Raw genomic sequence first — 25,612 nt, forward strand, 5'->3', positions numbered from 1 at the left:
TACCGGAAGTCGGGGCTGTCGTTGAACTGGATCCTCGGCTGCCCACTGGAGTGCGGGTATTGCGTCCGGCACCTCTTCGACAACTTCGAGATGAAGATCCCCAGGCGCCTCATGAGCGATGAGGAGGCCGTCGCACGCCTCGTCAATCACTCGTACTTCCGGGCTCACAGGACGCCGGCAGTTTCTGAACAGAGCTACGGATCCCATGCTGCCAAGGGTGAAGCCTCACCTGTTCAACGTGCTCCGGCACTTGGACGACCAGGGCCTGACGAACCACGTGCTGATCATCACGCGCTGGCGCGTCGATGCCGAGGACTGCGCAGTCCTCAACTCTCTCAAGAACCTGCGCCTGACCGTCTTGGTCACCCACTCGGGCATCGACAACGAGAAGATCGAACCGGTCGACTCGAACATCGCCGCGGCCAGCCTACGCACCCTGTTCGACAACGCGGAGCGATACTGCACCGTCTTGTACTGGCGGCCGATCGTTCCCGGCCTCAACGACAGCGACGCGCACCTCGAACGGGCTCGTGGGCTGTCCGCGTATGCGCATGCCACCGTGTTCACGGGCTTGTTCTTCCGTGAGGAGATCGCCGAGTACTACGAGTCGCACGGCCTGCCGCTGCCGTACGAGGACACGGCCCGGCGCAAAATCATGCCGGAGACCGTCGAGCAGCGAATCCTCGACTACTTCCGCACGGACGAGAACCTATCCGCCCCCTGGGGAGCGCCGTTCCGCAAGACCTCATGTGCCGTCGCCTACGCCCATGGCGAGGCCGACTACAACGGCCACTACGGCATCAAGGAACTGTGCAACATCTGCCCCGAGGAACAGATCTCCCCGTGCAGGTCGGCGTGGGACAAGCCCGACCTTGCCGAAGTCACCGAAGAAGCCCGAGCCCTCGGCGCGACGGGCCCCGTGGAGATCGACGACCGCGCCATCATCGTGGAGGGACTGGACGAGCCGCCGCGCTACTTCCTCCAGCACGGATTCGGCTACCAGTGCCACGACCGAGCGAAGCCCCACCACTACCGTCAGCACGGCCGGGCCCCCATCGGCTGGCAGTCGGAGAACGGAAGCCCAACGCCATGAATTTCTCTGCCTGGCCGAAGCTGCTTGTCGTCGACGTCGAAGGCAACGGCGGGAACCCGCCCGACCTGGTTGAGGTCGCCGCGCTGCCCATCCGTGACGGCCAGGCGGACAAGCGCACGGCCGGGGCGTGGCTGATCCGCCCGCCCCGGTCCGTGACGCCGCACGCAACCCGGGTGCACGGCCTGCGCAACGAAGACCTGGCCGGTGCCCCTACGTGGGACAAGATCGCGGACCAGGTCCACGGCCTCATGAGGGACGCCTGGATCTGCGCCCACCACGCTCACGTGGACTACCGCGTGCTGAAGGCGCATCTGCCGAAGTGGGAGCCGGACGGAGTCATCGACACACTCCGCCTGGCCAAGGCCACCTACCCCGACGCGTCCTCCTATGGGCTGGACGCGCTGATCACCCACGTGAAGCCGGACCTCTCGGAAGCCCCCGCGGTCGGCCGGCACCGCGCCACGTACGACGCCTACGCCACGGCGCAGCTCCTCATCGCCATGGCCGCTCACTACGAGACCTGGGACCAGCTCGTTGCCGTGGCAGTTCCGCCCAGCCTGCCTGGCGCCCCCGAACCAGATAAGGACCCCACCCTGTGGTGATACAAGTGCCCATCCGCATCGGAGTTCTCGGTGCGCCCTCCACCTGCGCGACGACGCTGTTCAAGCGGATCGAGATGGAGTTGCGCGGCCACGGGATCACCGTGGCCCGCACGGGCCGCCTTGCCCAACGCGCTGCTGCCCTTGGTCTGCCGAAAATGCAGCACCACACCGCGGAATCCACGGAATGGATCATGGCCCAAGGCATCGCTGACGAGCTCGCGGCCAACGCTCAGGGCGCCCAGGTCGTCCTCGCGGACCGCGCCGTCCTCGACGCGTGGGTCTACTACTTGGCGGCGCTCGCCTACCGCGAGGAGGCCCACTACAGCATGGACCTGCACCTGATGGCCCGTGCGCAGTCCGCGAAGTACAGCGTGCTGTTGGCCACGGTGCTCGACCCGGCCGTCCCGCTCGCCTCGGACCAGGGTCCCGACTACGACCACGGCTTCCGCGCTCTGGTCGACCACCAACTGAACGAAGTCCTCACCGACGAGAAGCTGGCCAACGTGCTCCGCGTCACTAGCGTCCCCGGCAATCAGGCCGCCGCCGTCCAGCACACTGTCGATGTCGCCCTCAAGGCAGTGGCCGCATGAGCGGCACTCCGCCCGCGGGCACCATCACCATCGCCGGGAAGTCCGTCTCCCGGCTCGGCTTCGGCACCATGCGCCTGACCGGGCCCGGCACCCGGGGTGACCCTGAAGACCGGCACACTGCCATCAGAGTGCTCCGCCAGGCCGTGCACACCCACGGCATCACACACATCGACACCGCGGACGCCTACGGCCCGCACACCGTCGAGCACCTGATCCGTGAGGCGCTGTACCCGTACCCGGAAGACGTGCTGATCGCCACGAAGGTCGGTCTGGTCCGGCCCGCACCCAACGTCTGGGCCCCTCACGGCCACCCCGTCTATCTGCGGTCCTGCGTCGAGGCGAGCCTGCGTCGGCTCGGCGTTGAGCGGCTGGAGCTGTGCTACCTCCACCGCATCGACCCCGAGGTTCCGACCGCTGACCAGATCGGAACGCTCCGAGCTCTCCAGGACGAGGGAAAGATCGGAAGCCTCGGCCATGGGTCGGGCGCGAACTGACCCGCGCGGACTACCTGGCGATGATCGGCGAAGGCATCGGCCAGGATTACCCGAGCCTGGAGGCCGCAGCCCGGGCCGCGGGGTACGACGGCACACTGGCCGGCATCTATCTGTCCGGGCCCCGTCAGGAGTGAGGCTCTCGACCGCGCCCGCGTGTGGCCCGGCCGAGGGGACCAGCAGCACTACACCCGCTTGGCCGTCTCGTAGTCGGCCGCCTGCCCGGCCCACACGGGACGACACGAATCGTTCGCCCTCTGAAGACGAGGCATGCCCCGGGACGGGGTCAAGAGTTATCACCGCGAGCTGGCCGAAATCTTTCGACGTCGAGCAGAATGCGGGGCATGACGGACGGCGTGCCAGAGGAAGACATCATCGAAGCCGCATGGCAGAAGCTGCTTACCACCCAACGCGTGGACGGCAAGTTGCTACGCGCCGCCTACGCCGAGCCGCGACTACGGCAGCTGTTCCCCTGGGTCGGCATGGCCAAGTTGCACTTCAGCCGGTGCACAGAGCCGCGTTGGACCTGGGACGTCCCGTTCATCGCCCCGATGCTGGGCGGCGGCTTCTTCGTCGGTGGGCCCTCACGGTCCCAGAGCGTCGGCCCCGCCCCGACCGCGGAGGCTGCCATCGCGATGGTGGTCGAACGACTCCCGCCAGGCTGCGGTCGTGCCTTCGTTGGCACGCCCGAGGAACTGGCCGAAAAAGAACAGTCGGAGTAGTCAGGGCGGATGCTCCAGAGACCTCATAAGCCCGCTGAGGGCTGCCCGGCGTGGGGCAGCCCTCAGCGGTGGGGATGGATGGCGTCAGGAAGCGGCCTGGTGGTTGGCGAGGTGGAGGGCGTCGGTGGCCGCTGTCAGAGCAGCGTGAAGACCAGCGACCTCGTACAGCGTGGGATGGACGATGGGCGTCCGTCCAGTCACCGTTGAGACCGGGCCAGGTGGCGAGTACGACAGTGGTCGCAGCCAGCCCGAGGCGCGCGGTCACGTCCATGCCGCCGTCGCGGCCGGGCTTCCAACTCAGCAGGATCGCGCCGGGCTGGAGCCGCTCAGGTCCCCGGGCGGTGTCCCACATGGCGCGGATCGGCTCGGTGGGGCGGCGTGGGGGGACGGAGCGCAAGAGAGCACCACGCGCCGACGCGGGCATGGGGCGGCGAACAAGATTGCTGCGGTCCAGGTACGGGGCCGAGGGGCCGCTGGTCCACTGCTTGCAGCTGCGGGTCGCGAGAAATCGTTCCCGTCCGGTACATCCGTCGGTGAGGGGGCTGCCGGCGGTGGTGTGCCGATGTTCGGAGCGGCAGATGGTGCCGTCGGCATGATAGGCGGTCACGGCGATCGAGTGGCGAGTCATGCGGGATCTCCGGGTCAGATGCAGGGGCAGTGGCGGCTGGGGGAGGAGATGAGGGCGGCGAGGAATCCGGCGACGGCCTGTGTCGGGGTGTCCGGCCCGAAGCTCTGGTGCCAGGCGATTGTGCCGTTCGCCCCCTTAACGTGGATGTGCCGCAGCTCGCCGCGCGCCGCTGCGGAGCTCTCAGGGGGAGAAATCCCACGTAGACGCGTTGGTCGGGGCTGGAGCAGTGGACGTTGCTGTCCAGGTCAGAGGCGACGTCCCACCCCTGATTCTTGAGGAGGTCGGTGACGGGGCCTGCGCACTGGCAGTCGAGCAGCCACTCACGCTCGCCGAGGGCGGCGACGGAAGCGCGGCGGGAGCGTGGAACGGGGCGGTAGCGGTGAGCGTCATGAGCAAAAATCCCTTCGTTGACCTGCGGTTTTCCGCGGCGTCCGTACGTTGACATGGTCTGGGAGGGGGTCTCCAGTCCTGTCCGGCGGTGTGCGTCTGCCGTCGGCGAACTGGTTCCGCTGCCATCCAATCGAGTCGTTTGACGGCTAACCCAGCCGTTTCGGCTTTTGGCAGCGAACCTGGTCGTGCGGGGGTGAGCAGACTGGGGGTGTGACGGCCGCGAGACAGCTGAGTTGCGCCACGGTCAGGGCTCACGGCGTGGCTGGGTCGGGTGGGCATGCCGTCGAGGGGTGGACCTCCCAACACCTCGCAACGGAGGTTCAGTTCAGCACGCCGGCCGTCCGGCGCGGCAGGCGTATGCGGCGTGGACGGCGTGCATGGCATGCGACATAGTGCGCTTGTGAAGCGTGAGTGGAGTGCCTTGACTGCGGAGCGTGAGGCGCTCACCGCGCGAAGCGCCGAGTTGGGTCGCTCGCGTGTCCAACTCGCCTGCGCTGTGGGAACATTGCCCACATGAGTGACCTTGGTGCAAGGTCTTGGCGGTCGGTCGCGTGGCGGGTGGCGGTCCCGGTCCTGGTCTTCGCGGGCAGTACGACGGTGGTCATGACGCTCAGGTTCTCCTGGACCCCGCGAGCCGACAGTGACCGTTGGGCCGTGGCGATGGTCGTTGCCGTGTTCCTCAGCGGCTTGGCGGTCAGCGCCTTCGAGTGGATCCGCGGCAGCAGCACGCCCGAGACCGGCCCGGCCTCGACCGACAGGCAGGAGGTCACCGCAGGCCGGGACAGCGAGAACATCGTGGCCCGCGGGGACATCGGCGTCGCCGGGACAGGCGCGCCAGGACAGGCCGTGCGAAACAGACCGGCGGCGCCGCTCGATCAGCGCGTGAAGTCCGGCCGCCGCAGCCGGAACATCGTGGCCGGCGGAAACGTCGCGCTCCCGCCGGAGGAGAGGGAGTAGGAACCGGTGGGTGACGGGGACCGCCGAGCGGTGCGTCAGCAGGTCCGCTCCGGCAAGGGGAGTGTCAACACCCTGGCTGCGGGCGACGTGGGCGACGTACATGTGACGAACAACTACTACAGGACGAAATGGGCCAGTGCGATAGCGTTCGCCATGGTCGTCGGATTCGGCGTGGTCTACTACCTCGCCGGCAACCCGGATGCCAAGGACGCGATTGCCAGTGGCCCGCTGCTGCGGGTCACGGTCCAGACCAGGGACAGCATCATGAACCACAACGGGGCGTGGTTCTTCCCGGGAAAGCTGCTGAGCGCCGGACAGGCGGTCCACACCGAACAGGTGGCCGCGCTCATGTCGAAGCGGTCCGACAAGGTGGACACCTACGAGACGGCCACGCTGGTGACTCTCGAGGGCAACCGCAGCCACACCGTCGACATCACGGGCATCCACATCAAGGTCCGCAGCAAGGCCACCCCAACTCCCGGCGGGACCCTGCTCGTCTATCCGTCCCAGGGCGAGGACACCAACATCAAGATCGGGTTCAACCTCGACGAACCGGTCCCCGTCCCCCGCAACGCCGATCGCGAGGGGGAAGCGTTCGGCGAACGCTACTTCGACGGCCATTCGGTCTCCGTCAAGAAGGGGGAGATCGTGAACTTCGGCTTCACCTTCCAGACCGTCAAGTGGGATGTCACCTACGACCTCGTGCTCGACGAGGTCATCAACGGCGAGCACACCACACAGACAGTGACCAACGGATCCCGGCCGTTCCACACCAGGGGATTCGCCTCGGCCTACGACCAGGCGGTCGCCCCGGACAGTCAGGAGGACGGCTCCTTCGCCGTCACCGACCGCGCGAAGGCGATGGAAGGGATGTGCGGCACGCCCTGCACGGTCCGGCTGGCGCAGGGCACAGCGGCCACGGCGAAGTAGGTGAGGAACGGGTGAAGCCGGCCAGGATGAGCACGAACCGCAGGATGACGCTGGTGCTGGTCGTCGCCGTGATCGTGGCCGGGCTCGCCGGGTACCTGACGAGACAGTGGGATACCGGGGCTCCGGACTCCGCCACCCCGCACGCTGGCGCGACCACCCGCACCCCGCCAAGGTCCACCGCCGTACCGAGCCCCAGCCCGACCAGCGACAAGCCGTCCGCCTGGTGCGCCGCCGCACCGAACAAAGTCATCGAACCACGGCCGAAGATCGAGCTCGTGTTCTCCACCGCCACCTGGCGCAGCTGCACCACCAAGGTCACGCGCAGTGGAGCCGGAAAGGGAGGCATCCAGTACAAGGTCGACGCGACCCTGCCGGTCTTCTGGTCAGCGAACCCGGCCGTCGATGCGCTCAACTCGCAGATCAGGAGCCGGATCGACGACGACGTCAAGGGCTTCCTCGCCGCCCTCGACGAGACCACGTCCGACGTGGCTCAGGACGCGGCCTTCACCCTCTCCGAGCAGCCCAGGATCAATCAGGTCGGCAAACTGGCCGTGATCCAGCTCACCGGCCAGGTATATGTCGGCGGCAACCACGGTGGGGTGATCGACAACTGGATCAACATCGACACGGACACCTGGAAGATCCTGGACAAGGACCAGATCCTTCGTCCCGCCGCCCGGCAAACCGCAGGTGCCACCAGGCTGGCCAGGCTGATCGCCCCGAAGATCAGGGGCATGAACGGCGGCTCCTGCACCACGGACGCAAAAACCCTCCTCGCAGGCGGCCAGACGCCCGAGGGAACGGTCACGCCCAGCAGCTATCAGAAGAAGATGGAGGTGGGCTTGCAGGACGGCGGCGAACTCGTCGTCGACTTTCCCCCTTACTACCTCTTCGCCTACGGCTGCGGCATCGGCTCCGCCACGCTCGATCTCCGCGATCTCAGCGGCCTGATCAACCCGGACACGGCCGCCCTTGCCACGGCAACCGTCGCGCCCGAGGTGCCCCCTTCACCCTTCCACGGCTGAACCGAGGGCACTGGGGTCCTGTTGAACCCCGAGGGCGGATTGCCCGTTGTGCCGTCTGGCGGACCTGTCAGCACGAGCAGGCTCGTTGACGTAAACCTAGTCGGTCCAGGTCAGCGGGCTGCACACGACTAACTTCGCTGTCGAAGGACAACTAGCAAGGGGACCGGCCCCCGATGTCCGTGCAAGGGGAATGAATCGGCCGCCCGCGGTGCTGTTCCGGGGCGACCGATCGCTGTGGGAGGTTGGGTTGGAGAGCGAAGAGATCCGTACGTACGCCGAGGCGGTTGATGATGCGGAGGCTGCGTCCTTGGGCCGGGCCCGCATGGCCGATGGCAGACGGATCGAGCTGACCGTGGACGAGCTGGCGCAGCTGGTCGGTGCCGAAGCCACGGGCGAGCGTGGCACAGGCCTGGCACTGAGCATGTCCTCAAGGCGGGCCGTGAGCGCGTCGGCTGGCCGGTTGAGGGCCGAGAGCATGGTGAAGTAGTCCTCTTCGCTCAGGCCGGCTTCGTGCAGACAACCCGACCAGGGACCAGCCGTCCCCGGCCGTCGCAGCTTCAACCCGGTGCTTGCCCGCGTAGGAGACCATGCCCGCGTAGCGTGGATTTCGGAGCATTTTCGCGATCATTGTGGACGACCAGGTGCGCGCGGCCGGTGGCGTGACCCTTCGACGTTGAACGTCCTGGCGATGCTGTATGCCGATTCCCCCACCATGAAGTCCTGGAAGATCCGGGTGACCACGCCGACCTCTTCTGGAATGAGTTGGCCCTTGTGTTCCCCCCTGCGGACCCAGCCGTAGGCGATACGGCCCTGGGCAAGGCCGTTCTGGGCGGCGGAGAGGTGCTGGCGGGCGACGCGGCGGGCGGTGTCCTCGGAGGACTTGAGTGCCATCACGCACATCATTCGAGCCATATGGCGGTCGCTGTCGTTGATCAAGTTCATACGGCCGCCGGTGGCCCCGGTTTCCGGGTGCTTGACGTACTCGACGATGTCGATGAGGTCTTCGAGGTCCAGTGGCTGGCGGACGAGGCGATCGAGGCCGTAGAAGATGACGCCGTCGATCACGCCGTGCACGAGGTCGGCGAGCAGTTGGCGGAACTCGGGGCGCAGCACCGTCCAATCGACCGAGCCGTCAGCTTTGGCGATCTTGCGCTTCTTGAAGGCCGAGGTGTCGTTCTCTTTGTAGATCTTGGCGAATGGGCCCCAGCGAAGACGGGCCCGTGAGTCCTCGGCATCTTCGAGCTGGCGGTCGACGCCGGCTTCGAGGCCGAAGCGGTCGGAGGAGATACGTGCCGGGTCGCTTGGGCGCGTAGGCGGCCAGGTGATCGTAGAGGTTGAGGGTGACCTGTCCGCCGCGGGCGTAAGCGGGGACGTCGAAGTCCTCCCAGACGGTGGCGGGGGCTGCGGTTGTCACGACGGTTCGGCTCCTGGTGCTCGGTGGCTCCGATACCAGGCACTTTCCGTCGAACTCAGGGGCTTGGTGGCGCCGTGGATCCGCCGTAGGATCCGCGGCCGCCCGTGTGGATACTGATCACCATGCGTATCGACTTTGACCCCGCTGAGATGTCCCGCAACGAGTTCTACAAGCTGCTGACCGCGGTGGTGGTGCCGCGGCCGATCGCCTGGGTGTCCACCATTTCCGCCGACGGGGCTGCGAACCTAGCCCCGCATTCCTTCTTCAGCATCGCCAGTGTGGCGCCGCCCGTGGTGCAGTTCAGCTCGGTGGGGCGGAAGGACACGCTGCGGAATGTCGAAGCCACGGGGCAGTTCGTGGTGAATTTTTCGTCGGAGGGGATGGACCGGCAGATCAATGACAGTGGCACGGACTTTCCGCATGGTGTGAGTGAGTTCGAGGCGGCGGGAATCGCTTCCGAGCCGAGTGTGCGGGTGAAGCCGCCGCGGGTGGCGGACTCGCCCGTGGCGCTGGAATGCGAGGTGCACAGCACGCTCGGGATCGGGGATTCCACGGTGGTGTTCGGGCGGGTGGTGCATGCCGTGGTGGCGGACGATGTGCTGGTCGACGGGCATCCTGAGATCGCGAAGCTGCGGCCGTTGTCGCGGCTGGGCAAGGATGAATGGGGCACGGTCGCCGGCTTGCGGGAGATATCCCGGATCCGGCATGCGGACTGGCAGGGGCCCGCCGGGCGGAGCTGAGCGGGGGAGGTTTTCCGTCGGTTCGCTTCGGGGGTGCTTCCGGCTGATGGAGGTGTTCGAGACTCTGCGGTGACGGCGTCGGCGTCGGCCGGCGCGATGGACGAATGGAGTCGCTGTGAACGACCTTGTTCCCGTCCCCCGTGAGTCCCTGGAGCGGGTGTCTGACTCCAGTGCGGAGGCGGCGTCCGCCGTGCGTTCCGTGGTGGCGGCGTTCAGCCGGCGGTCTGCTCTGCGGGCGGCGGCCGCCGGGGCCGTCGCCGTGCCGGCGGTGGCGTACGGAGGCGGAAGCGAGGCCGCCGCCGCCGAACGGGGGCGGGGGAGGGGGCTGCGGGTGATGACCTTCAACCTGCGGTACGCCTCCGACAGCCGGCCGAATTCCTGGGCCGAGCGACGCCCCGTGATGCGGTCGCTGCTGCGGCGCGAGGCCCCGCAGCTGCTCGGGACCCAGGAGGGGCTCTACGGGCAGCTGCGCGACATCGCGGAGGATCTCGGTCCACGCTACGACTGGGTGGGCACGGGGCGGGGTGGTGGGAGCAGGGATGAGTTCGCGGCGATTTTCTATGATGCGCGGCGGCTCGCGCCGGTGGAGTACGACCATTTCTGGCTGTCCGACACTCCGTATCTGATCGGGTCGGCGACCTGGGGGAACACCGTCATCCGGATGGCGACCTGGGTCCGGTTCCGGGACCTGCGGACGGGCGGCGAGTTCTACGCCTGCAACACCCACCTCGATCATGCGCATCAGTACTCGAGGGAGAGGTCCGCCACGCTGATCCTCGAGCGGCTGGGGGCGCTCGAGCCCGCACTGCCCCGGATCGTCACGGGCGACTTCAATGTCGCGGCGCACAAGAATCCCGTGTACGAGGCGATGCTGGGCGGCGGGACGCTCGTCGACAGCTGGGACACGGCCGAGGAACGAAGCCCGCAGTACGCGACGTTCCATGGGTACCGGCCTCTGGTGCCGGACGGGGACCGGATCGACTGGATCCTCACCTCGGCGGGCGTGCGGACGCGGCGCGCCACGATCAATACGTTCTCCCAGCACGGGCAGTTCCCGAGCGATCACCTTCCGGTGCAGGCGTTGCTGGACTGGTGAGCCGACCGGGTCCGCGAGCCTGGCGCTCAGGGCTGGTGGGCGGCCGCCGAGCCACGGACCTGGAGGTTGTCCAGGAGGTCCTGCGTGGCGGCCGCCACGGCGTCCACCGCGCGCTCGAACACCTCGCGGTTGTGTGCGGCCGGCGCCCGGAAGCCGGAGACCTTGCGGACGTACTGCAAGGCCGCGGCCCGGATGTCCTCGTCGGTGACCTCGGGCGTGATGGGCGGGCGGAGGGTCTTGATGCTGCGGCACATGAGTCCAGTCTGCCTCCTGGGCCCCGGGTGCGGGCCGAGACCGCGGGAGCGGTTCAGCTGAGCCCGGTGACCCGCATCGTGATGTTGAGGCGGCCGCTGGTCAGACCGGATGCCGGGTCGCAGGTGCCCGGCCGGACCTTGGGCACCCCGTGGTACGCGAAGCGCGACGGCCCGCCGAAGACAAACAGGTCGCCGGAGGCCAGCTCGATGTCGGTGTACGGCTTGGTGCGCGTCTGCGTATTGCCGAACCGGAAGACGCAGGTGTCGCCGATGCTGAGGGAGACGACCGGTGCCCCCGAGCGTTCTTCCTTGTCCTGGTGCATGCCCAGTTTCGCCTGGGCGTCATAGAAGTTGATCAGCGCGGTGTCGGGCGTGTAGTCGTCGCCGGCGGCCGCGTCCTGGTACGCGTCGACCAGTGCCCGACGCCCCAACTTGACCATCCAGTCCGGGAATTCGGCGACCCGGGCGCCATTGACGTCGTCGGCGGTACGCGTATAGGCGTACGGCTGCCAGTGCCAGCCGATGCACACCGTCTGGACGGACATCACGCCGCCCCGGGGGAGCTTCGTGTGCCGGATCGGCGCCGGGCCGCGCGCCCAGTCCCGGCAGGCGGCGACCAGTTCGCGCTGCCGGTCCAGGCTCAGCCAGCCGGGGACGTGGACGGCACCGGGGGCGAGCACGCGGCGGGGGCGTTGTTCCTGGGTGTGGGACGGTGAGGAGTGGGCGGCGTCGGATATTCCCCCGCTGGGGAGATCGGTGGGCCTCGGCGGTCCGGTGAGCGCCCCGGGCCTTTCGACGTCCCCGACGTCCCCGAAGCCCCCAAGGCCCTCAGATGCCTCGAAGTCTTCGAAGCCGGGAAGTGGCGTGCTCATGTGCTCCTCGACCTGCCTCGTTGTCTCGCCCGCTCGTCGGCTGTCCGGCCGCCGCTGTGCAGCCGCTGGGTCGCCGCTCTCTTCAGCGTGCCACGGAGAGGCGTGCCGCGGAGGCGGGGCGGTCGGCGGGCGACGGTCGTCGGCCATATCTCGCCGCCCACCGGGCCCTACAGCGCCCCACAGTGCCCGATGGCGCCCGCCCGCTTACTTCAGATCGATCTGGAACACCTTGTCGGAGCCGGCGCCGCCGCCCCCGTTGTTGTCCGCATTCGTCGTAGTCAGCCACAGGGAATTCCTGCCGGGCACGGACTCGACCGTGCGCAGCCGCCCGTAGTCGTTGGTGTAGTACGCCTTGGGGGTGCCCGTGGTGGTGCCGTCGACGGGAATGCGCCACAGGCGTTCGCCGCGCAGTGCCGCCATGTAGATCGCCCCGTCGGCGTATGCGACCGCACTGGGCGAGGCATCCTTGACCGGCCACTGGCGCTTGGGGTTGGTCATTCCCTCGGTGGAGCAGTTGCCCTCACACTCGGGCCAGCCGTAGTTCTTGCCGGGTTCGATGAGATTGAGCTCGTCGTACTTGCTGTCCCCCAACTCGCCCTCCCACAGACGCCCTTGTGCATCCCAGGTGATGCCCTGCGGGTTGCGGTGGCCGTAGGAGTAGACCAGGGAGTGGAACGGGTTGCCGGGGGCCGGCCTGCCGTCGGGTGTCATGCGCAGAATCTTGCCGTTCAGCGACTTCTTGTCCTGCGCGAGATCCGGGGTCTGCGCCTCGCCCGTGGTGGCGTACAGCAATCCGTCGGGGCCGAATTTGATGCGCCCGCCGTTGTGGTACTTGTTCTTCTTGATGCCGTCGACCAACACCTTGTAGCCGCTGAGCCTGGTGCCGTCGAAGGTCATCCGGGCGATGCGGTTGCCTTCCGCGGCCGTGTGCATCACGTACACGTAATGATCCGTCTTCCAGGACGGCGATACGGCGATGCTCAGCAGCCCGCCCTCACCGCCCGTGGTGACCACGTCGGGGACCTTGCCGACCTGCTTCTTCGTGCCGTCCTGGGCGAGAGTGGAGACGGTGAACGCGTCGCGCTCGGTGATCAGGGCGGATCCGTTGGGAAGCCAGCTCAGGCCCCAGGGGATGGACCAGCCCGATGAGACAGTCCTGGGCGTGCCGGGTACGGAGGCGGGGCCGGCGGCTGCCGTGGCGGCGTCACCCGTACCGGCGGATGCGGCGAGAAATCCGGCGGCGAGGGCGGAGGCGGCGGCCACGGCGAGCGCGGCGTGACGTGCGGCTCTGGTGCGGATGCGCATGGGGTCTCCGGTCAGACGGGCCAGAAGGGTTAGAAGGGTTAGAAGGGCCAGAAGGAGCAGAAGGCGTGACGGGGTGTGCCCTCGGGTGGGCATCAGCGGCGCCGGGCTGATGGGGGAGCGGATGGCTGAAAGCGGAGCGAGGCTGCTGGGAAGTCGGCGGAGAAGCTGATAGGAAAGCCGACGGGGAGCTGATAGGAAAGTTTCCTGTCTGTCTCTCTGATGGCGGGAAAGTACTGCGCTCAAGACGACCGGTCAAGGGGTGGGAGATGGGAGGTATCTCCGGTTCCGCTGACGGGAGTTGCGGGTGCAAGATCTTTCGCTTGGATGTGCACCGGGCGTACATCCGCGGCGAGCTGGGGAATTGCGGGTGAGGGAGTTCCGATCGGTGCGCCGCTGTCGCGTTATAGGTCGGAGCATTTTTGTTCTGCCCCATTGACCTGGGCCCTGCGGCTGAGGATTCTGCAGAGCGACACAACGCAGCACCGCACCGCACAGCACCGTGCAACGTGGTCGATGAACCGCCGACGGCCGGCGCCCACTGGGACCGTTGGCGTGCGGACCGCGGCCGCTTCCCTCGCGGCGCGAGCGCGAGCGATGCGGGTCTGCCGTAGTGCGGCAAGTACTGCCCGATTAGCGGTAGTTGAGCGATGGTCGGCGGAGCACCGTCCACGTGATCCACGAAAGCCACGGGTGCACTCGGCCACCGAGCCCCCGCGGCCCACCCCCCCCGCGCAGTCACAGACATTTCCAGGCATCCCAGCCATCCCCACGCATCCAAGGACCCCCACAGACATCCACGAAAGGCCGGCCCCTGATGAACGACGCCACGGAACACGCCCCCCGCACCCCCGAGATCCCCCAGCACCCGCTCGCCACCCCGAGCGGCGACCAGGCCGCCTGGCAGACCCCGGACTACACGGTGATCGAGACCGCACTCGAGGTCACCGCCTATTCCCTGACCGCTCGCTGACCGCCCCGCCATGCTGCTGCAGGTGCTGGGCACCGCGGCGGGAGGCGGAGTGCCCCAGTGGAATTGCGCGTGCCCCGGGTGTTCCGGGGCGCGCGCCCATCCCGCCCGGCGCCGACGCCATGCCTCGCTCGCCGTACGAGCCGACGACGATCACTGGTATCTGATCAATGCCACCCCCGACCTCGCCGACCAGATCGAGAGCACGCCGGCCCTGCACCCGCGCCCCCTGGGACGCCGGACCCCCGTGGCCGGCCTGGTGCTCACCGACGCCGAACTCGACCACACCCTCGGCATCGCCCGGCTCCGCGAGGGCGACCGTATCGAGGTGCTCGCCACCGCCCCGGTCCGCTCCGCGTTATGCGACCGGGCCCGCCTGGACGGCCTCCTCACGCCGTACGCCGAGCTCGAGTGGCGGGAATTGGGCCCCGTGCCGGTGCCGCTGTGTGACGGCTCCGATGTCGTGATCAGCGCCGTACCGGTCTCGGACAAGCGGCCCCGGTACGCGGCCAATGGAGCCGGCACGGCGGGCGGTTCCGGCGCGCCCCGGAACGTCGACCCCTGGGTGATCGCCCTCCGCCTCCACGACCGCCGCACCGGCGGCACCGCCGTCTACGCGCCCGCGCTCGCTGCCTGGCCGGATGCGTTCCAGGAGGCGCTCGGAGGCGCCGACTGCGCCCTGATCGACGGCACCTTCTGGGATGACGAAGAGCCGCGCCGCAGCGGAATTTGCCCCCGTACGGCCACCGGCATGGGGCATCTGCCCATCGACGGCCCCAACGGCACCGCCCGGCGCCTCGCCCCGCTCACCGCCCGCTGTTTCTACACCCACCTCAACAACACCAACCCCCTCGTCGACCCCGACGCGTCGCAGCACAGAACGATGGCCGAAATGGGGCTCGCGGTGGCCGCGGAAGGGATGGAGATCGCCCTATGAGCCTGCCGTTCGACGAGCGGCCGAGCATGCCGTCGAGCCCGTTGTCGAAGGCGTCGTCGAGCGCGCCGTTCGAGGAGCGACTACGAGCCGTGGCGCGCGACAGCTATCACGACCGACATCCCTTCAACATCCGTATGCATCAAGGGGAATTGACGCCGGACGAACTGCGCCGCTGGATCCGCAACCGCTTCCACTACCAGCGCCATATCCCCGTCAAGGACGCCTTGATCACGGCGAAGCTGCCCACGCCGGAACTGCGCCGGATGTGGCTGCGTCGGATCGAGGACCACGACGGTCGGAAGCCGGGGGAAGGCGGCATCGAGCGCTGGCTGCGGCTCGGTGAGGCGGCCGGGCTCGACCGCGAGCTGCTGAAGGACGAGACGGGCGTGCTGCCCGGTGTACGGCTCGCCGTCGACGGCTACGTCAACTTCTGCCGGCTGCGCTCCCCGCTGGAGGCGGTCGCCGCCTCGCTCACCGAGCTGTCCGCCCCGGACATCATGCGCACCAGGGTCGACGCCTTCGAGCGGTACTACCGCTGGATCGACGCCGAAGGGCTGGCCTACTTCCGCGGCCGGCAGAGTCAGGGGCGGCGGGACAGCAAGGAAGCGCTGGCGCTGGTCCTCGACTGGGCGCGTACGGAGAGCGAGCAGGAGCTGGCGGTCGCCGCTCTGACCTTCAAGTGCCAGGTGCTGTGGGCGCTGCTGGACGCGGTGGAACTGGGGGAGCGGCCGTCGGGAGCGCCGCGGTGACGGCGCGGTGGCGGCCCGTACTCGCGCCCGCGGTCCATCTCCGCCACGACCGGGTGCGCGGGGCCGACCTGCTGCTGTTGCCCGAGCGCGTCGTGGTCCTCGAGGGCAGCGCGGGAGCCGTACTGCGATGGTGCGACGGGAAGCGTGAAGTGCCGGAAATTGTCCGTGAGTTGGCGAGGCGGTACCCGGGAGCGCCGGTGGCGGACGAGGTGCCGGAGTTTCTCGACCGGATGCGGGAGGAGGGCTGGCTGAGGTGACCGGCCCTTCCCCGCGTTCCGTTCCCTCTGCGTCCCCCGTGGCCTCCGTTCCCGCCGTGTCCTCCCCGCCGGCCCGCCCCTGGGCGTTGCTCGCCGAGCTCACCCATGGCTGCCCGCTGCATTGCTCGTACTGTTCCAACCCACTCGAACTCACCCGTAGATCAGAGGAGTTGACGGCATCGCAGTGGGCGGTGGCGCTTCGCCAGGCGGCCGATCTGGGTGTGGTCAGCGCGCATCTGTCCGGCGGTGAGCCGCTGCTGCGCCCGGACCTGACGGCGATCGTCGCGGCCGCCGACGCCGCCGGGATCCACACCCAACTCGTCACCAGCGGCGTCGGCCTCAGCAGGACGCGGCTCGATCGGCTCATGGACGCCGGGCTGCGCAGCGTACAGCTGTCCGTCCAGCACGCCGAGTCGGCCGCCTCCGACCTGATCGCCGGCCGCCGTTCCTTCGCCGCCAAGGAACGGGCCGCCGCACTGGTCCGGGCCGCCGGCCTGCCGCTCGGCCTCAATGTCGTCCTGCACCGGCACAACCTCGACGCCCTGGACGCGCTCATCGACCTCGCCCCTGCCTGGGGCGCGGACCGTATCGAACTCGCCAACACCCAGTTCTACGGCTGGGCGTTGCGCAACCGCGCCGCGCTGCTTCCCTCCCGCCGGCAGCTCGACGAGGCGGCGCGGACCGTACGGCGCCGACGTGCTGAGCTGGCCGGCGAACGGATCGAGGTGGTCTGGGTCGTGCCGGACTACTTCGACGGCAACGCCAAGCCCTGCATGGGCGGCTGGGGCGCCGTCTCGCTCACCCTCACCCCCGACGGCACGGTCCTGCCCTGCCCGGCGGCCGCGACGATCCCTGGGCTCGACGTGCCCAATGTCCGAGACCGCGACCTGGAATGGATCTGGAACCACTCCCGGGCGTTCGCCCGCTACCGGGGCACCGAGTGGATGCGCGAGCCATGCCGCAGCTGCGATCTGCGCGCACACGACTTCGGCGGCTGCCGCTGCCAGGCGTTCGCGATCACCGGCGACGCGGCGGCCACCGATCCCGCCTGCCGGCTCTCCCCGGACCACCACCTCCTCCGCGACCTCGTGGACGCCCCGCCCGATCCGGCCGCCCATGGACTCGGTCAGCCGCGCAGGCCCACCCGCCCCGCCCGCACCCCACGCCCCCAAGCCGCACCACTACACCCACCCCACGAGCCCCGGAAAGAAGCCACCTCATGACCCGACCGCACCCCCCGCGCCCCCTGTCGATCGCGTTCTGCACCGCCACACTGGTGCTCTGCAGCGGCGGAGCCACGGCGGCCGCCGGCGCGGCCCCCGCCCCCGTCCCCGGCTCCGCCGATGCGCTCCGGGCGGCCGTCCCGATGGCCGCCGCGCCGTACGAATACCTGGGTTGGGGCAACCCCCAGAAGCCCACGGAGGTGATGGCGGCGACCGGAACCAAGTGGTTCACGCTGGCCTTCATCCTTTCCGACGGCGGCTGCAACCCGAAGTGGGACGGCAGCCGGGCGCTGACCGGCGGCAGCGATGAGGCGGCCATCAAAGCGATACGCGCCAAGGGCGGCGATGTGGTCATCTCGGCCGGTGGCTGGAGCGGCGCCAAACTCGGTGAGAAATGCGGCAGCGCCGCCACGCTCGCCGGGGCGTACCAGAAGGTGATCGACGCGTACCACCTCAAGGCACTCGATATCGATATCGAGAACACCGAATTCACCAACGCCACGGTCCGCAAGCGCGTGATCGACGCCCTGAAGATCGTCAAGACCAGGAATCCGGGCATCATCACCTACATCACCATGGGCACCACCCCGAACGGCCCCGACGCCAACGGCAAGGACCTCATCAAGAAGGGCGCGGCGGCAGGACTGGACAACGATGGCTGGGTCGTCATGCCCTTCGATTTCGGCGGCCACAGCGGGACCATGGGGCAGGCCACCATCAGCGCACTGGAAGGCCTCAAGTCCGCGGTCAAGAACGCATACGGGTTCGGGGACGGAGACGCCTACCGCCGGATCGGCGTCTCCTCGATGAACGGCAAGACCGACGAGGCCGACGAGACCGTCACCCTCGCGGACTTCGGGACGATCCTCGACTACGCCCGGCAGCACCACCTCGCCCGCTTCGCCTTCTGGTCGGTCAACCGCGACCGCCGCTGTGGCTCCGGTGACGACGGCGACAGCTGCAGCGGAGTGTCGCAGGCGCCCTATGCGTTCACGAAGATCGTCGTCAAATACACGGGGTGAGTACGGGGTGAGTACGGGGTGGCGTAGGGCACTTGCGTCGTGGGCGCAGGACACCTGTGTCGCGGGAGCGCCGCCCTGGGCAGGCGCTCCCGTTGACGGACGAGGCCTACGCCGCCTCCACCACCTCTGCACGCACCGCCGTCGTCCAGATCTCCAGCAGCACCGCATACTCCGCCATGTCCTGCGCCGTCCACGCCAATCCGTGCCGGGTGCGCACAAATCGCCGGATCGATTCATTGGCCTCGGACGCGCGAACGGGCACCCCTGGAGGGGGAGAAGGAGTTGGGGACATGTGAGACATGCTAGGGGCAGTCACTGACAATTCATCACCGCGTGCGCCCCTCTGTGCGCCCCTCGCCCCCCTCCTGCCCCCGCCCCTCCGCCACCCCAACTCTCTGACCAGCAAGGACCATCGGGGGCCAGCCGGCACCTCGCTCTCTGCATGTGTCCAGTCCCACACGCTCCGCGTTCGCTGAACTTCCGGTTCGTCGATCCACCCGTATGGCCCCCATGGGTCGTGAGCGGGACGGCAGGGGGGAATGGGGGGAACGCCAGCGGAGACATCGGCCGGAACTCCGACGGGCCGCTGGTGGGCGGCCAACCATCCGTCAGTTCAGGAACAGGCAGAACGGGTGTCCTGCGGGGTCGAAGAAGACGTGGACGTCGTCCTGCGGCTGGACCTCCGCCCGCGTCGCACCCAACGCGACCGCATACGCCCCGGCCTCCTCGAGGTCGTCGACCCGAATGTCGAGATGGAGCATCTTCTGTTGCTCCTCCGCCCGTTCCGGCCACACCGGGGGCCGATATCCCGGCTCCGACTGGAACGAGAGCCCCGTATGGGCCTCCGGCGGCCTGAGCAGCACCCAGTCCGGTTCGCTGGCTTTCACCTCCCATCCCAGAAGCCGCCGATAGAAGTCCGCGAGCGCATGGGCGTCCGCACAGTCCACCGTCACCGTTGCCAGCGAGAACCGAGGTCTCTCGGCCATCACCCTTCCCCTCGTCATGCCACGCCGCAGCCGCCTGCTGCGGCCCGGGACCCTGACCGTCCCCTGCTTCGACCGCCGTTGTCAGTGGTCCCCCGTACCGTGGTCCCCGTAACTATCCGAGCTGCTGGCGCTACTCGGACCCGCCCCGCCCCTGTGACAGCGCACGGGGGCGGGGCCTACGTCCACGAGGGGGGCCCGCTTGGAACCGGGCCACCCGATTACGGTCGGGCCGTCGGCAGGGCGAAGCCCTCCTGAGCACGGAGCTGCGGCAGGCTGTTGTGCGGTGTCCCCGGCTGAGTGACTCCCTCCGTCCCGCACAAGGCCCGAGCGATATGGATGCTCATGGCGGTGTCGATCGGATCGGGCTTGGGTTGGCCGTTCCCATCGAGCTTTTGATAGTGAGTCAAATTGGCACCGAGGGATATTTGATGGCGGCCGTCGGCGCTCGACAGTGACCAGGTCATTGCCCCGAGCACCATGCCGTTGTGTCCCCAGAATTCTCCGCAGGGAAGTTTCGCGCTGAGCAGGCCCAGGCCGTAGCGTGCGGTGCTGCCTTCGATCGGCACCGTGGTCTTCATCTGTTGCAGTTGGGTGGGGGCCAGAAGCTTGCCGCCCAGCAACGCGCCGTAGAAGCGGTTCAGGTCGGGCATGGTCGAAACCAGCGCTCCGGCCGTCCCGGCCCAGGAGACGTTGTAGACGCTGAAGTCACGGGGCGGGTCGAAGGCTCCATAGAAGGCTTCGTACATCTTCGCGTGCGGTTTCGTGAGGTACGGCGAATTCGGGAAGTAGGTGTGCCGCAGGCCGGCCTTACGGATGACGTGTTCGGTGATGTACTTCTCGGGGGATGTGCCGGTGACCTTTCGCAGCAGGAGTCCGGCGATGGCGTAGTTGGTGTTGGAATAGTGATGTGCCTGGCCTGGTTTGCCCAGGGGTGCCGCCTTCAGCCCCAGCCTGGCCAGGTCCTCGGGATCGAAGTGATGGAAGCGGTTGTCTTCCAGGCTTTCCTTTGTGGGGAAGATCGAGCTGGTGTATTCGCCGATCCCGCTGGTGTGATTGAGCAGCATTCTGACGGTGATGGCCCGGCCGCGGTCTCCGGTGACGAGGGCGGGCAGATAGCGCCCTATCGGCGCGTCGAGGTCGATGCGTCCCTTCCCCACCTGCTGCAGCACGGCGACCGAGGTGAAGGTCTTGGTGATGCTGCCGATGCGGTGTTCCATCCGCGGGGTGGTGGCTCGTCCGGTGCCGACGTCGGCGAGTCCTGCGGCGCCCTGCCACTGCGCGGAGCCGTCACGCACCGCAGAGTAGGCGCCGTACATCCCGGCGGCATGGATCGCCGTGAGCGTCCTGTCCAGGGCCGCGCGGTCGATTGCGGTCCGGCCGGTGGCCGGTGCCGCGGGGGCATCGCTGACCGACATTGCGGAGGCCGGGGCCGCGGAGGCCGGGACCGCCGAGGCCGCGGGGATCGTCAGCGCGAATAAGGCGGCCGCGGCCGTCCCGGCGAGCCGCGTGCGGCGGCGGTTCGGGTGGGCAACAGGCATGGTGGCTCCATTGGTTCAAGGCCTGTGGCAGGCATTCGATCTTCGTAGATCTCGATTGTGGCGGCGGGGCGGCAGCGCGCCATCAACCCACGGAACTACCTTGATCCCAAGTCCAGATGACAAATGTCAGGTTTATCGTCGCCGGCGTGGCCCGAATCGCTGGTTTCGCCGCGCTCCCTCCTGAGGCGCGGCGGGCCTGTGTGAGTGACGATGGAATAGCAGAGGCGCGGCGGCGGACCAGGCAGGCGAGCAGGAGGGGCGCCGCGGACGCCTGCAGAGTTATTTCGGGAGGCCCCGATGGATTACCCGGAACTCTATGAGCTGGTATTTCAGGCTCTCGCCGTGGAAGACGATGTGGTGGTCGTCCGGCGAACCGAGCGGGCGGGAGCGGGCGGGTATCCGGTCTACGAAGATGAATCGGGGATCGTACGCGCGGAGATCAGTGACCGGGGCGAGGTTCGGATGATCGCCAGCGGAGGACACCAAGCGCCGCGGACGCCGCTGCTGGCGCGGCCGCTGAGCTAGGGCGAGTCCGCAAACCGCCGCCTGCCAGGCTCGGTCCGCCGGTGCCTGCGGCGATGCCGGGGTCCGGTGACGGGCTGCGCCGGCGCGCGGGGCGGCGCTCGTCGTTCGCCATGAGGGGCGGCGCAGAATTAGCGGCGGTAGTACGAAGCGAGCGGGTGCGAAGCGAGCGGATGCGAAGCCAGGGGAGGAGTGGCCAGGGGGCGAGCCGGGGGCGGGTGGAGCGTTCCTGCCGGGGCGGGGCGGGGCGGGGATGGGAGGCGGCGGGGGGCTCGCGATCATGGCCCCGGGTGCAACCGGCGCCCGGCACTCAGTGTCACGGAAGCCGGGGCGCCGCCGCGGCCGGGCGTGGGTGACCGGCCGCTACAGGCTCCGGAGGTGGGGCCGGGGCCGGGGCTCTTCCTCGTCGGCCGGCCGTTCGGCGGCGGACCGCTCGCCGGGCTCGTCCGTCGTCTCCGGCTCCGGCTCGGGTTCGGTGGCGTGTCCTTCGAGTACTGCCATGGCGCGTTCCAGCGTCTCTCCGGTGATCTGCATCCGGATCTTGGCCAGTCGTTCTAACTCGGTGTGCGACACCACGTCAGAGTACCCGGCGTGAGTTCAAACCTCGGTCCCCGCGCGGGATTTATCGCGCTGTGCGCAGGGTGGGTGGGAGCGGTTGCGCGAGCCGGCGGTCACCGGTGCCTGAGCCGGGCGGCTTACGGCGCGTCGGCCAGGGCCCGGCGGACCGCCGCTTCGGCATGCAGGCGGGTGGTCGGGAAGACGGGGACCGGGCTGTCGTCAGCGCTGATCAGCAGCTCGATCTCGGTGCAGCCGAGCACGATGCCTTCGGCCCCGGCGGCGACCAGGTCCTTGATGATGGCCTGGTACGCCTCGCGGGACTCCTGCCGGACGATCCCGACGCAGAGCTCCTCGTAGATCACCTGGTGGACGGTGCTGCGACCGGCGGCATCCGGCACGAGTACCTCAAGGCCGTGCGAGGCGAGCCGGCCGCGGTAGAAGTCCTGCTCCATGGTGAAGGCGGTACCCAGCAGCCCCACGCGGCGGAGGCCATTCGCGCGGACGGCGTCCGCTGTGGTGTCGGCGAGGTGCAGCAGCGGGATGGAGACCGCTGCGGACACCTCGTCGGCGACCTTGTGCATGGTGTTGGTACAGATCAGCAGCATGTCCGCGCCCGCGGCCTCCAGGGCCCGGGCGGCCCCGGCCAGGACCTCGGCCGCCTCGTCCCAGCGTCCCTCGGCCTGCAGCCTTTCGATCTCGGCGAAATCGACGGAGTACAGCACACATCGCGAGGAGTGGAGGCCGCCCAGACGCTCGCGCGTCAGCTCGTTCAGCAGCCGGTAGTACTCCGCCGTCGACTCCCAGCTCATGCCGCCGAGCAACCCAATAGTCCGCATCGAGCCACTCTCGCACATTCCTTCCGACTGGCCCTGGCCGGGCCCTATTTCGCCGGGCCGACCAGCTCCGGGAAGGTGCGCCGGACCTCATCGAACAGGGCCGGATAGCGGCGGCCGAACGTGACCGCCGCCGCGTACAGCGCATCCAGTGCGCCCTGCAGGGGATCGTCCTCCTTGGCATCGAAGATGGCGGGCATCGCGGCCGCCTGTTGCGAGATAGTGCGATGCGTCCCGTCCATCGAGATCACGACCGTATCCGGCACCTGGGGATCGTTGACGAGGCGCCGCCATACGTCGTCCCAGTCGTCGAACGGCGGCGGCAGGGAGTATCCCGCGTCGAGTGCGTCCAAAGCCGGTGCTATCCAGTCGATTTCCGCCAGGCCCGCCACTGTGTACGCGCGCCGTGCGGTCCAGCGCGCTATCGCACGCTGCGTATGCGGCCCCGCCCCGTCGACCTCGTCCACAAGGAGGCGGTCGAGCTGCACCATGCCCCGTATGTTGCCGCCCACGTGCCGTAGCCGGTCGCTCGGCAGCCGTCCCTGCCAGGCCTCCTCGTCGGCGCGACGGTGGGCCTCCGCCGCCTCGCGCTCGTGCGCCAGTGTGGCGGCCAGGCGCTCGGCTTCCGCGCGCTCCTCGCCAGTGGGCGGCGAGGGAAGCGCCCGGGCCCATGCGTGCGAGGCTTCGGCGGTCTTACTCGTCTGCCGTATCACCCGGTCCGCCGCGGCGGGAGCGGGCCAGAACTGGAGGAGGCGGCGCTCCACTTGGGGCTCCCCCTCCAAGAGCGTGTCGCGCGCTCGTCCCTCGTCCATGCCGGTGCCGCAATAGCGGACGCGGTAGTCGATCTCGTCGAGGTCCAGTGCCCAGGAAGCTGCACCGGCCCACTGCACCAGCGCCACATGCGGCGAGGCAGGACGGAAGGAGACCTCGACGATGTCGTCCCATTCCGCCGAGAACTCCGGCGCCGTTGCATGGAGTTCGACGGTGAAACCGACGTGGCCGGAGTGCAGTCCCGTGGACAGGAACAGCCCGCCGGGCACCGCGGCGCCGCAGAGCCCGTTGACCTGCCCGGCGAAAGCCGCGTAGAGGTCCCCGCAGATCGGTTCCGCGTCGCTCTCCACGTAAAGCTGCCAGTACGAGACCTGTACTTCCCCGGCGAACAATGTCTGCATCGATCCAGGCGTCGGCGTCGGCCTCGGCCTCGGCGTTGACGCCGGTGTCCGATTCGGTGTCGCCATCGTCATTTCCCCCGTCTCTGCGCTGCTTTCTGACTGTTTTCTGTGTGGTCCATCCCAGTGTCGCGCGAGGGTCTGACAGTCGACGGGTATTGCCCGGTGTACCCGCATATATCCGATGGTCTTGGGCTCTACGGTCGGTTCTTCCGTGAGGTGCTTGTGGCCGTGCCGATCTGAGAAGCGGACGGGGGCGAAGGGGGCGCGGTGACACGAACCGGCGGGGCGGACGAGGTAGGTGAGGTAGGCGGCCCGGACGAAGTACGGGAATCGGCCGGTCTGTTGCGCCGGCTGAAGGGGTGGTCCGGCTGCCAGCTATGCGGCGTTGGCGCGGCGGAGCTGCGCGGAGGGCGTGGGCGGGTACGTGCGGACAGGTACGGGGCGAGGCCGCTCGGGGCCGGAGCGGGACGTTATTGCGGCTCGCTCTTCCAGCGAATCGGTAGCCGCTCCGCGCCCCGGATGAGCAGTCCGGAGCGCCAGGTAAGAGCCTTCGGATCGCAGTCCAGCGCGAGGTCGGGGCAGCGGTCCAAGAGGGCGCCGATGGCGATTCGTGCCTCCAGACGGGCCAGTGGGGCACCGAGGCAGAAGTGGATGCCGTGGCCGAAGGCCACGTGGCCGCGGGGCTCGCGGGTGATGTCGAAGTCATCGGCGTCAGCGAAGCGTTCGGGGTCGCGCGAGGCGGAGGCCAGGACGACCAGTACGGGGTTCCTGGCGGGGATGACCGTGCCGCCGATCTCGACCGGCTCCGAGGTGAAGCGCCAGGTGGCCGTCTCCACCGGGCCGTCGTACCGCAGCATCTCCTCCACGGCGTTGTTGAGGAGGGAGCCGTCGGCGCGCAGGGCGGCCAGTTGGGCGGGATGCTCGAGCAGCGCGTGGACCCCGTTGGAGATCAGGCTGACGGTCGTCTCATGGCCGGCGACCAGCAGCAGGAAGGCCATGCCGACCAATTCGTCGCGGGAGAGCCGGTCGCCGTCCTCGTCGCTCGTCCGGATCAGGGCGCTGAGCAGGTCGTCACCGGGGGCGCTTCGCTTGTGCTCGATGAGACCGATGAGGTATTCGGCCATTGCCTGGGTGGCGCTCAGCGCGGCCTCCGGGCCGGTCGGCGCGATGATCTCGTGGGACCAGGCGCGAAAGGCGTCCCGGTCCATCGCCGGGACGCCGATCAGTTCGCAGATGACTGTCATGGGCAAGGGGAACGCCAGCGCGTCGACCAGGTCGGCACGTCCGTCCGGGGTGGCCAGCATCGCGTCGAGCAGCTCGTCGGTGATCCGTTGCACGCGGGGCCGCAGCGCTTCGACGCGGCGCGAGGTGAACTCCTTGGCCACCAGCTTTCGCAGCCGGGTGTGGTGCGGCGGATCCGTATCCAGCATGTTGGTGAACAGCGGCGAATCCTCGGTTTCGCTCACCAGCCCGGCAGCGCGCCAGTCCTTGCCGAACCGCGAATCGCTGAGCACGCCCCGGACCGCTTCGTGGCCGACGACCAGCCACACCTCCTGGCCTTCGGGCGTCCGGGCACGGTGTACGGGACCCTGAGCACGCAGCTTGGCGTAGTAGGGGTAGGGATCTGCGATGAAGTCCGGTCCGTACGCACCCAGGTCGATGACTTCCGAAGTCTCAGGCATATGTCCCCCTGCGTTTTTCCGGCCACTGGTATTCGAGGCTTCGACACTTCGACGGCC

Annotated in this window: 31 protein-coding genes; 18 read left to right on the forward strand and 13 right to left on the reverse strand. The window is 68.6% G+C overall.

The features are described from left to right. The first annotated feature begins 217 nt into the window (after positions 1-217). From ACIRPT_RS26105 to ACIRPT_RS26125, 5 genes are all read left to right on the forward strand, one after another. The gene (locus ACIRPT_RS26105; RefSeq protein ID WP_403831125.1) at positions 218-1,093 is read left to right on the forward strand and encodes a radical SAM protein; all 876 of its coding nucleotides are present in this window, start codon (positions 218-220) and stop codon (positions 1,091-1,093) included. Beyond that, positions 1,090-1,695, forward strand: coding sequence for an exonuclease domain-containing protein (locus ACIRPT_RS26110; RefSeq protein ID WP_403831127.1), 606 nt, complete (start codon positions 1,090-1,092; stop codon positions 1,693-1,695). Before ACIRPT_RS26105 ends, ACIRPT_RS26110 begins: the two co-directional genes overlap by 4 nt. Then, entirely contained in the window at positions 1,689-2,285 is a 597-nt protein-coding gene (locus tag ACIRPT_RS26115; protein WP_403831129.1) for an AAA family ATPase, read from the forward strand. The genes ACIRPT_RS26110 and ACIRPT_RS26115 overlap by 7 nt, the downstream gene beginning before the upstream one ends. Beyond that, complete coding sequence (locus ACIRPT_RS26120) at positions 2,282-2,779, forward strand: aldo/keto reductase (RefSeq protein ID WP_403831131.1); 498 nt, start codon at positions 2,282-2,284, stop codon at positions 2,777-2,779. Before ACIRPT_RS26115 ends, ACIRPT_RS26120 begins: the two co-directional genes overlap by 4 nt. A 341-nt stretch (positions 2,780-3,120) precedes the next feature. Next, positions 3,121-3,498: a DUF6193 family natural product biosynthesis protein gene (locus tag ACIRPT_RS26125; protein ID WP_403831134.1), complete on the forward strand. Its 378-nt coding sequence runs from the start codon at positions 3,121-3,123 to the stop codon at positions 3,496-3,498. Positions 3,499-4,140: 642 nt separating this feature from the next. On the opposite strand, the gene ACIRPT_RS26130 is transcribed toward ACIRPT_RS26125, so the two are convergent. Continuing rightward, entirely contained in the window at positions 4,141-4,353 is a 213-nt protein-coding gene (locus ACIRPT_RS26130; protein WP_403831650.1) for a DUF317 domain-containing protein, read from the reverse strand. 676 nt (positions 4,354-5,029) lie between these two features. Here ACIRPT_RS26130 and ACIRPT_RS26135 point away from each other — a divergent pair. The 4 genes from ACIRPT_RS26135 (at position 5,030) to ACIRPT_RS26150 (ending at position 7,915) form a co-directional block, all read left to right on the forward strand. Next, entirely contained in the window at positions 5,030-5,473 is a 444-nt protein-coding gene (locus ACIRPT_RS26135) for a hypothetical protein (RefSeq protein WP_403831136.1), read from the forward strand. A gap of 6 nt (positions 5,474-5,479) precedes the next feature. Beyond that, positions 5,480-6,403 carry a hypothetical protein gene (locus ACIRPT_RS26140; protein WP_403831139.1) on the forward strand — a complete coding sequence of 308 codons (924 nt, stop codon included), beginning with the start codon at positions 5,480-5,482 and terminating at the stop codon, positions 6,401-6,403. Between the two features lie 26 nt (positions 6,404-6,429). Continuing rightward, complete coding sequence (locus ACIRPT_RS26145; RefSeq protein ID WP_403831142.1) at positions 6,430-7,428, forward strand: hypothetical protein; 999 nt, start codon at positions 6,430-6,432, stop codon at positions 7,426-7,428. A gap of 247 nt (positions 7,429-7,675) precedes the next feature. Next, entirely contained in the window at positions 7,676-7,915 is a 240-nt protein-coding gene (locus ACIRPT_RS26150) for a hypothetical protein (RefSeq protein ID WP_403831685.1), read from the forward strand. Here ACIRPT_RS26150 and ACIRPT_RS26155 read toward each other — a convergent pair. Both ACIRPT_RS26155 and ACIRPT_RS26160 read right to left on the reverse strand, forming a co-directional pair. After that, on the reverse strand, positions 7,856-8,056 hold the full coding sequence (locus tag ACIRPT_RS26155) for a hypothetical protein (RefSeq protein ID WP_403831144.1): 201 nt from the start codon (positions 8,054-8,056) through the stop codon (positions 7,856-7,858). The two genes, ACIRPT_RS26150 and ACIRPT_RS26155, sit on opposite strands and share 60 nt — an antisense overlap. Then, entirely contained in the window at positions 8,053-8,754 is a 702-nt protein-coding gene (locus tag ACIRPT_RS26160) for a recombinase family protein (RefSeq protein ID WP_403831653.1), read from the reverse strand. The genes ACIRPT_RS26155 and ACIRPT_RS26160 overlap by 4 nt, the downstream gene beginning before the upstream one ends. Before the next feature lie 210 nt (positions 8,755-8,964). Between ACIRPT_RS26160 and ACIRPT_RS26165 the strand changes: the two genes are divergently transcribed. Together ACIRPT_RS26165 and ACIRPT_RS26170 are read left to right on the forward strand one after the other, a co-directional pair. Beyond that, positions 8,965-9,582, forward strand: a complete 618-nt coding sequence (locus ACIRPT_RS26165; RefSeq protein WP_403831146.1) for a flavin reductase family protein — start codon at positions 8,965-8,967, stop codon at positions 9,580-9,582. 199 nt (positions 9,583-9,781) lie between these two features. Continuing rightward, positions 9,782-10,678: an endonuclease/exonuclease/phosphatase family protein gene (locus ACIRPT_RS26170; protein WP_403831656.1), complete on the forward strand. Its 897-nt coding sequence runs from the start codon at positions 9,782-9,784 to the stop codon at positions 10,676-10,678. A 26-nt stretch (positions 10,679-10,704) separates the two neighbouring features. On the opposite strand, the gene ACIRPT_RS26175 is transcribed toward ACIRPT_RS26170, so the two are convergent. The 3 genes from ACIRPT_RS26175 to ACIRPT_RS26185 all read right to left on the reverse strand — a co-directional run bounded on the left by ACIRPT_RS26175 (position 10,705) and on the right by ACIRPT_RS26185 (position 13,109). Beyond that, on the reverse strand, positions 10,705-10,932 hold the full coding sequence (locus ACIRPT_RS26175; RefSeq protein WP_403831148.1) for a DUF2277 domain-containing protein: 228 nt from the start codon (positions 10,930-10,932) through the stop codon (positions 10,705-10,707). 53 nt (positions 10,933-10,985) lie between these two features. Beyond that, the gene (locus ACIRPT_RS26180; RefSeq protein WP_403831150.1) at positions 10,986-11,804 is read right to left on the reverse strand and encodes an alpha-ketoglutarate-dependent dioxygenase AlkB family protein; all 819 of its coding nucleotides are present in this window, start codon (positions 11,802-11,804) and stop codon (positions 10,986-10,988) included. Between the two features lie 204 nt (positions 11,805-12,008). Continuing rightward, positions 12,009-13,109: a PQQ-dependent sugar dehydrogenase gene (locus ACIRPT_RS26185; RefSeq protein ID WP_403831152.1), complete on the reverse strand. Its 1,101-nt coding sequence runs from the start codon at positions 13,107-13,109 to the stop codon at positions 12,009-12,011. Positions 13,110-13,923: 814 nt separating this feature from the next. Between ACIRPT_RS26185 and pqqA the strand changes: the two genes are divergently transcribed. The 6 genes from pqqA to ACIRPT_RS26215 are packed head-to-tail and all read left to right on the forward strand — an operon-like array spanning position 13,924 to position 18,264. Then, a complete protein-coding gene (gene pqqA, locus ACIRPT_RS26190; protein WP_403515824.1) occupies positions 13,924-14,079 on the forward strand; it encodes a pyrroloquinoline quinone precursor peptide PqqA in 156 nt (51 codons plus the stop codon). A gap of 10 nt (positions 14,080-14,089) precedes the next feature. After that, positions 14,090-15,013 (forward strand): pyrroloquinoline quinone biosynthesis protein PqqB, encoded by a 924-nt coding sequence (pqqB, locus tag ACIRPT_RS26195; protein ID WP_403831154.1) that lies wholly within the window; start codon positions 14,090-14,092, stop codon positions 15,011-15,013. A 26-nt stretch (positions 15,014-15,039) separates the two neighbouring features. Beyond that, positions 15,040-15,762, forward strand: a complete 723-nt coding sequence (pqqC, locus tag ACIRPT_RS26200) for a pyrroloquinoline-quinone synthase PqqC (RefSeq protein WP_403831658.1) — start codon at positions 15,040-15,042, stop codon at positions 15,760-15,762. Then, positions 15,759-16,019 (forward strand): pyrroloquinoline quinone biosynthesis peptide chaperone PqqD, encoded by a 261-nt coding sequence (gene pqqD, locus ACIRPT_RS26205; RefSeq protein ID WP_403831156.1) that lies wholly within the window; start codon positions 15,759-15,761, stop codon positions 16,017-16,019. The genes pqqC and pqqD overlap by 4 nt, the downstream gene beginning before the upstream one ends. 56 nt (positions 16,020-16,075) lie before the next feature. Beyond that, entirely contained in the window at positions 16,076-17,242 is a 1,167-nt protein-coding gene (gene pqqE, locus ACIRPT_RS26210) for a pyrroloquinoline quinone biosynthesis protein PqqE (RefSeq protein WP_403831159.1), read from the forward strand. Beyond that, positions 17,239-18,264 (forward strand): chitinase, encoded by a 1,026-nt coding sequence (locus ACIRPT_RS26215; RefSeq protein ID WP_403831161.1) that lies wholly within the window; start codon positions 17,239-17,241, stop codon positions 18,262-18,264. The genes pqqE and ACIRPT_RS26215 overlap by 4 nt, the downstream gene beginning before the upstream one ends. A 106-nt stretch (positions 18,265-18,370) precedes the next feature. On the opposite strand, the gene ACIRPT_RS26220 is transcribed toward ACIRPT_RS26215, so the two are convergent. From ACIRPT_RS26220 to ACIRPT_RS26230, 3 genes are all read right to left on the reverse strand, one after another. Then, positions 18,371-18,526, reverse strand: a complete 156-nt coding sequence (locus ACIRPT_RS26220; RefSeq protein WP_403515832.1) for a hypothetical protein — start codon at positions 18,524-18,526, stop codon at positions 18,371-18,373. Positions 18,527-18,872: 346 nt separating this feature from the next. Beyond that, complete coding sequence (locus ACIRPT_RS26225; protein ID WP_403515834.1) at positions 18,873-19,250, reverse strand: VOC family protein; 378 nt, start codon at positions 19,248-19,250, stop codon at positions 18,873-18,875. Positions 19,251-19,468: 218 nt separating this feature from the next. Continuing rightward, a complete protein-coding gene (locus ACIRPT_RS26230) occupies positions 19,469-20,788 on the reverse strand; it encodes a serine hydrolase domain-containing protein (protein WP_403831164.1) in 1,320 nt (439 codons plus the stop codon). Between the two features lie 297 nt (positions 20,789-21,085). On the opposite strand from ACIRPT_RS26230, the gene ACIRPT_RS26235 reads away from it, so the two are divergent. Next, positions 21,086-21,313, forward strand: coding sequence for a DUF6296 family protein (locus tag ACIRPT_RS26235; RefSeq protein ID WP_403515838.1), 228 nt, complete (start codon positions 21,086-21,088; stop codon positions 21,311-21,313). A 360-nt stretch (positions 21,314-21,673) separates the two neighbouring features. Here the strand turns inward: ACIRPT_RS26235 and ACIRPT_RS26240 are convergent, their stop codons facing one another. The 4 genes from ACIRPT_RS26240 to ACIRPT_RS26255 all read right to left on the reverse strand — a co-directional run bounded on the left by ACIRPT_RS26240 (position 21,674) and on the right by ACIRPT_RS26255 (position 25,555). Then, entirely contained in the window at positions 21,674-21,883 is a 210-nt protein-coding gene (locus ACIRPT_RS26240; RefSeq protein ID WP_403831167.1) for a hypothetical protein, read from the reverse strand. Between the two features lie 122 nt (positions 21,884-22,005). Continuing rightward, positions 22,006-22,704, reverse strand: a complete 699-nt coding sequence (locus tag ACIRPT_RS26245) for an aspartate/glutamate racemase family protein (protein ID WP_403831169.1) — start codon at positions 22,702-22,704, stop codon at positions 22,006-22,008. A 44-nt stretch (positions 22,705-22,748) separates the two neighbouring features. Beyond that, on the reverse strand, positions 22,749-23,873 hold the full coding sequence (locus tag ACIRPT_RS26250) for a hypothetical protein (RefSeq protein ID WP_403831172.1): 1,125 nt from the start codon (positions 23,871-23,873) through the stop codon (positions 22,749-22,751). A 470-nt stretch (positions 23,874-24,343) separates the two neighbouring features. Continuing rightward, positions 24,344-25,555: a cytochrome P450 gene (locus ACIRPT_RS26255; protein WP_403831174.1), complete on the reverse strand. Its 1,212-nt coding sequence runs from the start codon at positions 25,553-25,555 to the stop codon at positions 24,344-24,346. Between the last annotated feature and the right edge of the window lie 57 nt (positions 25,556-25,612).

The organism is Streptomyces sp. NPDC101227, from assembly GCF_044767545.1.
Lineage (GTDB): Bacteria > Actinomycetota > Actinomycetes > Streptomycetales > Streptomycetaceae > Streptomyces.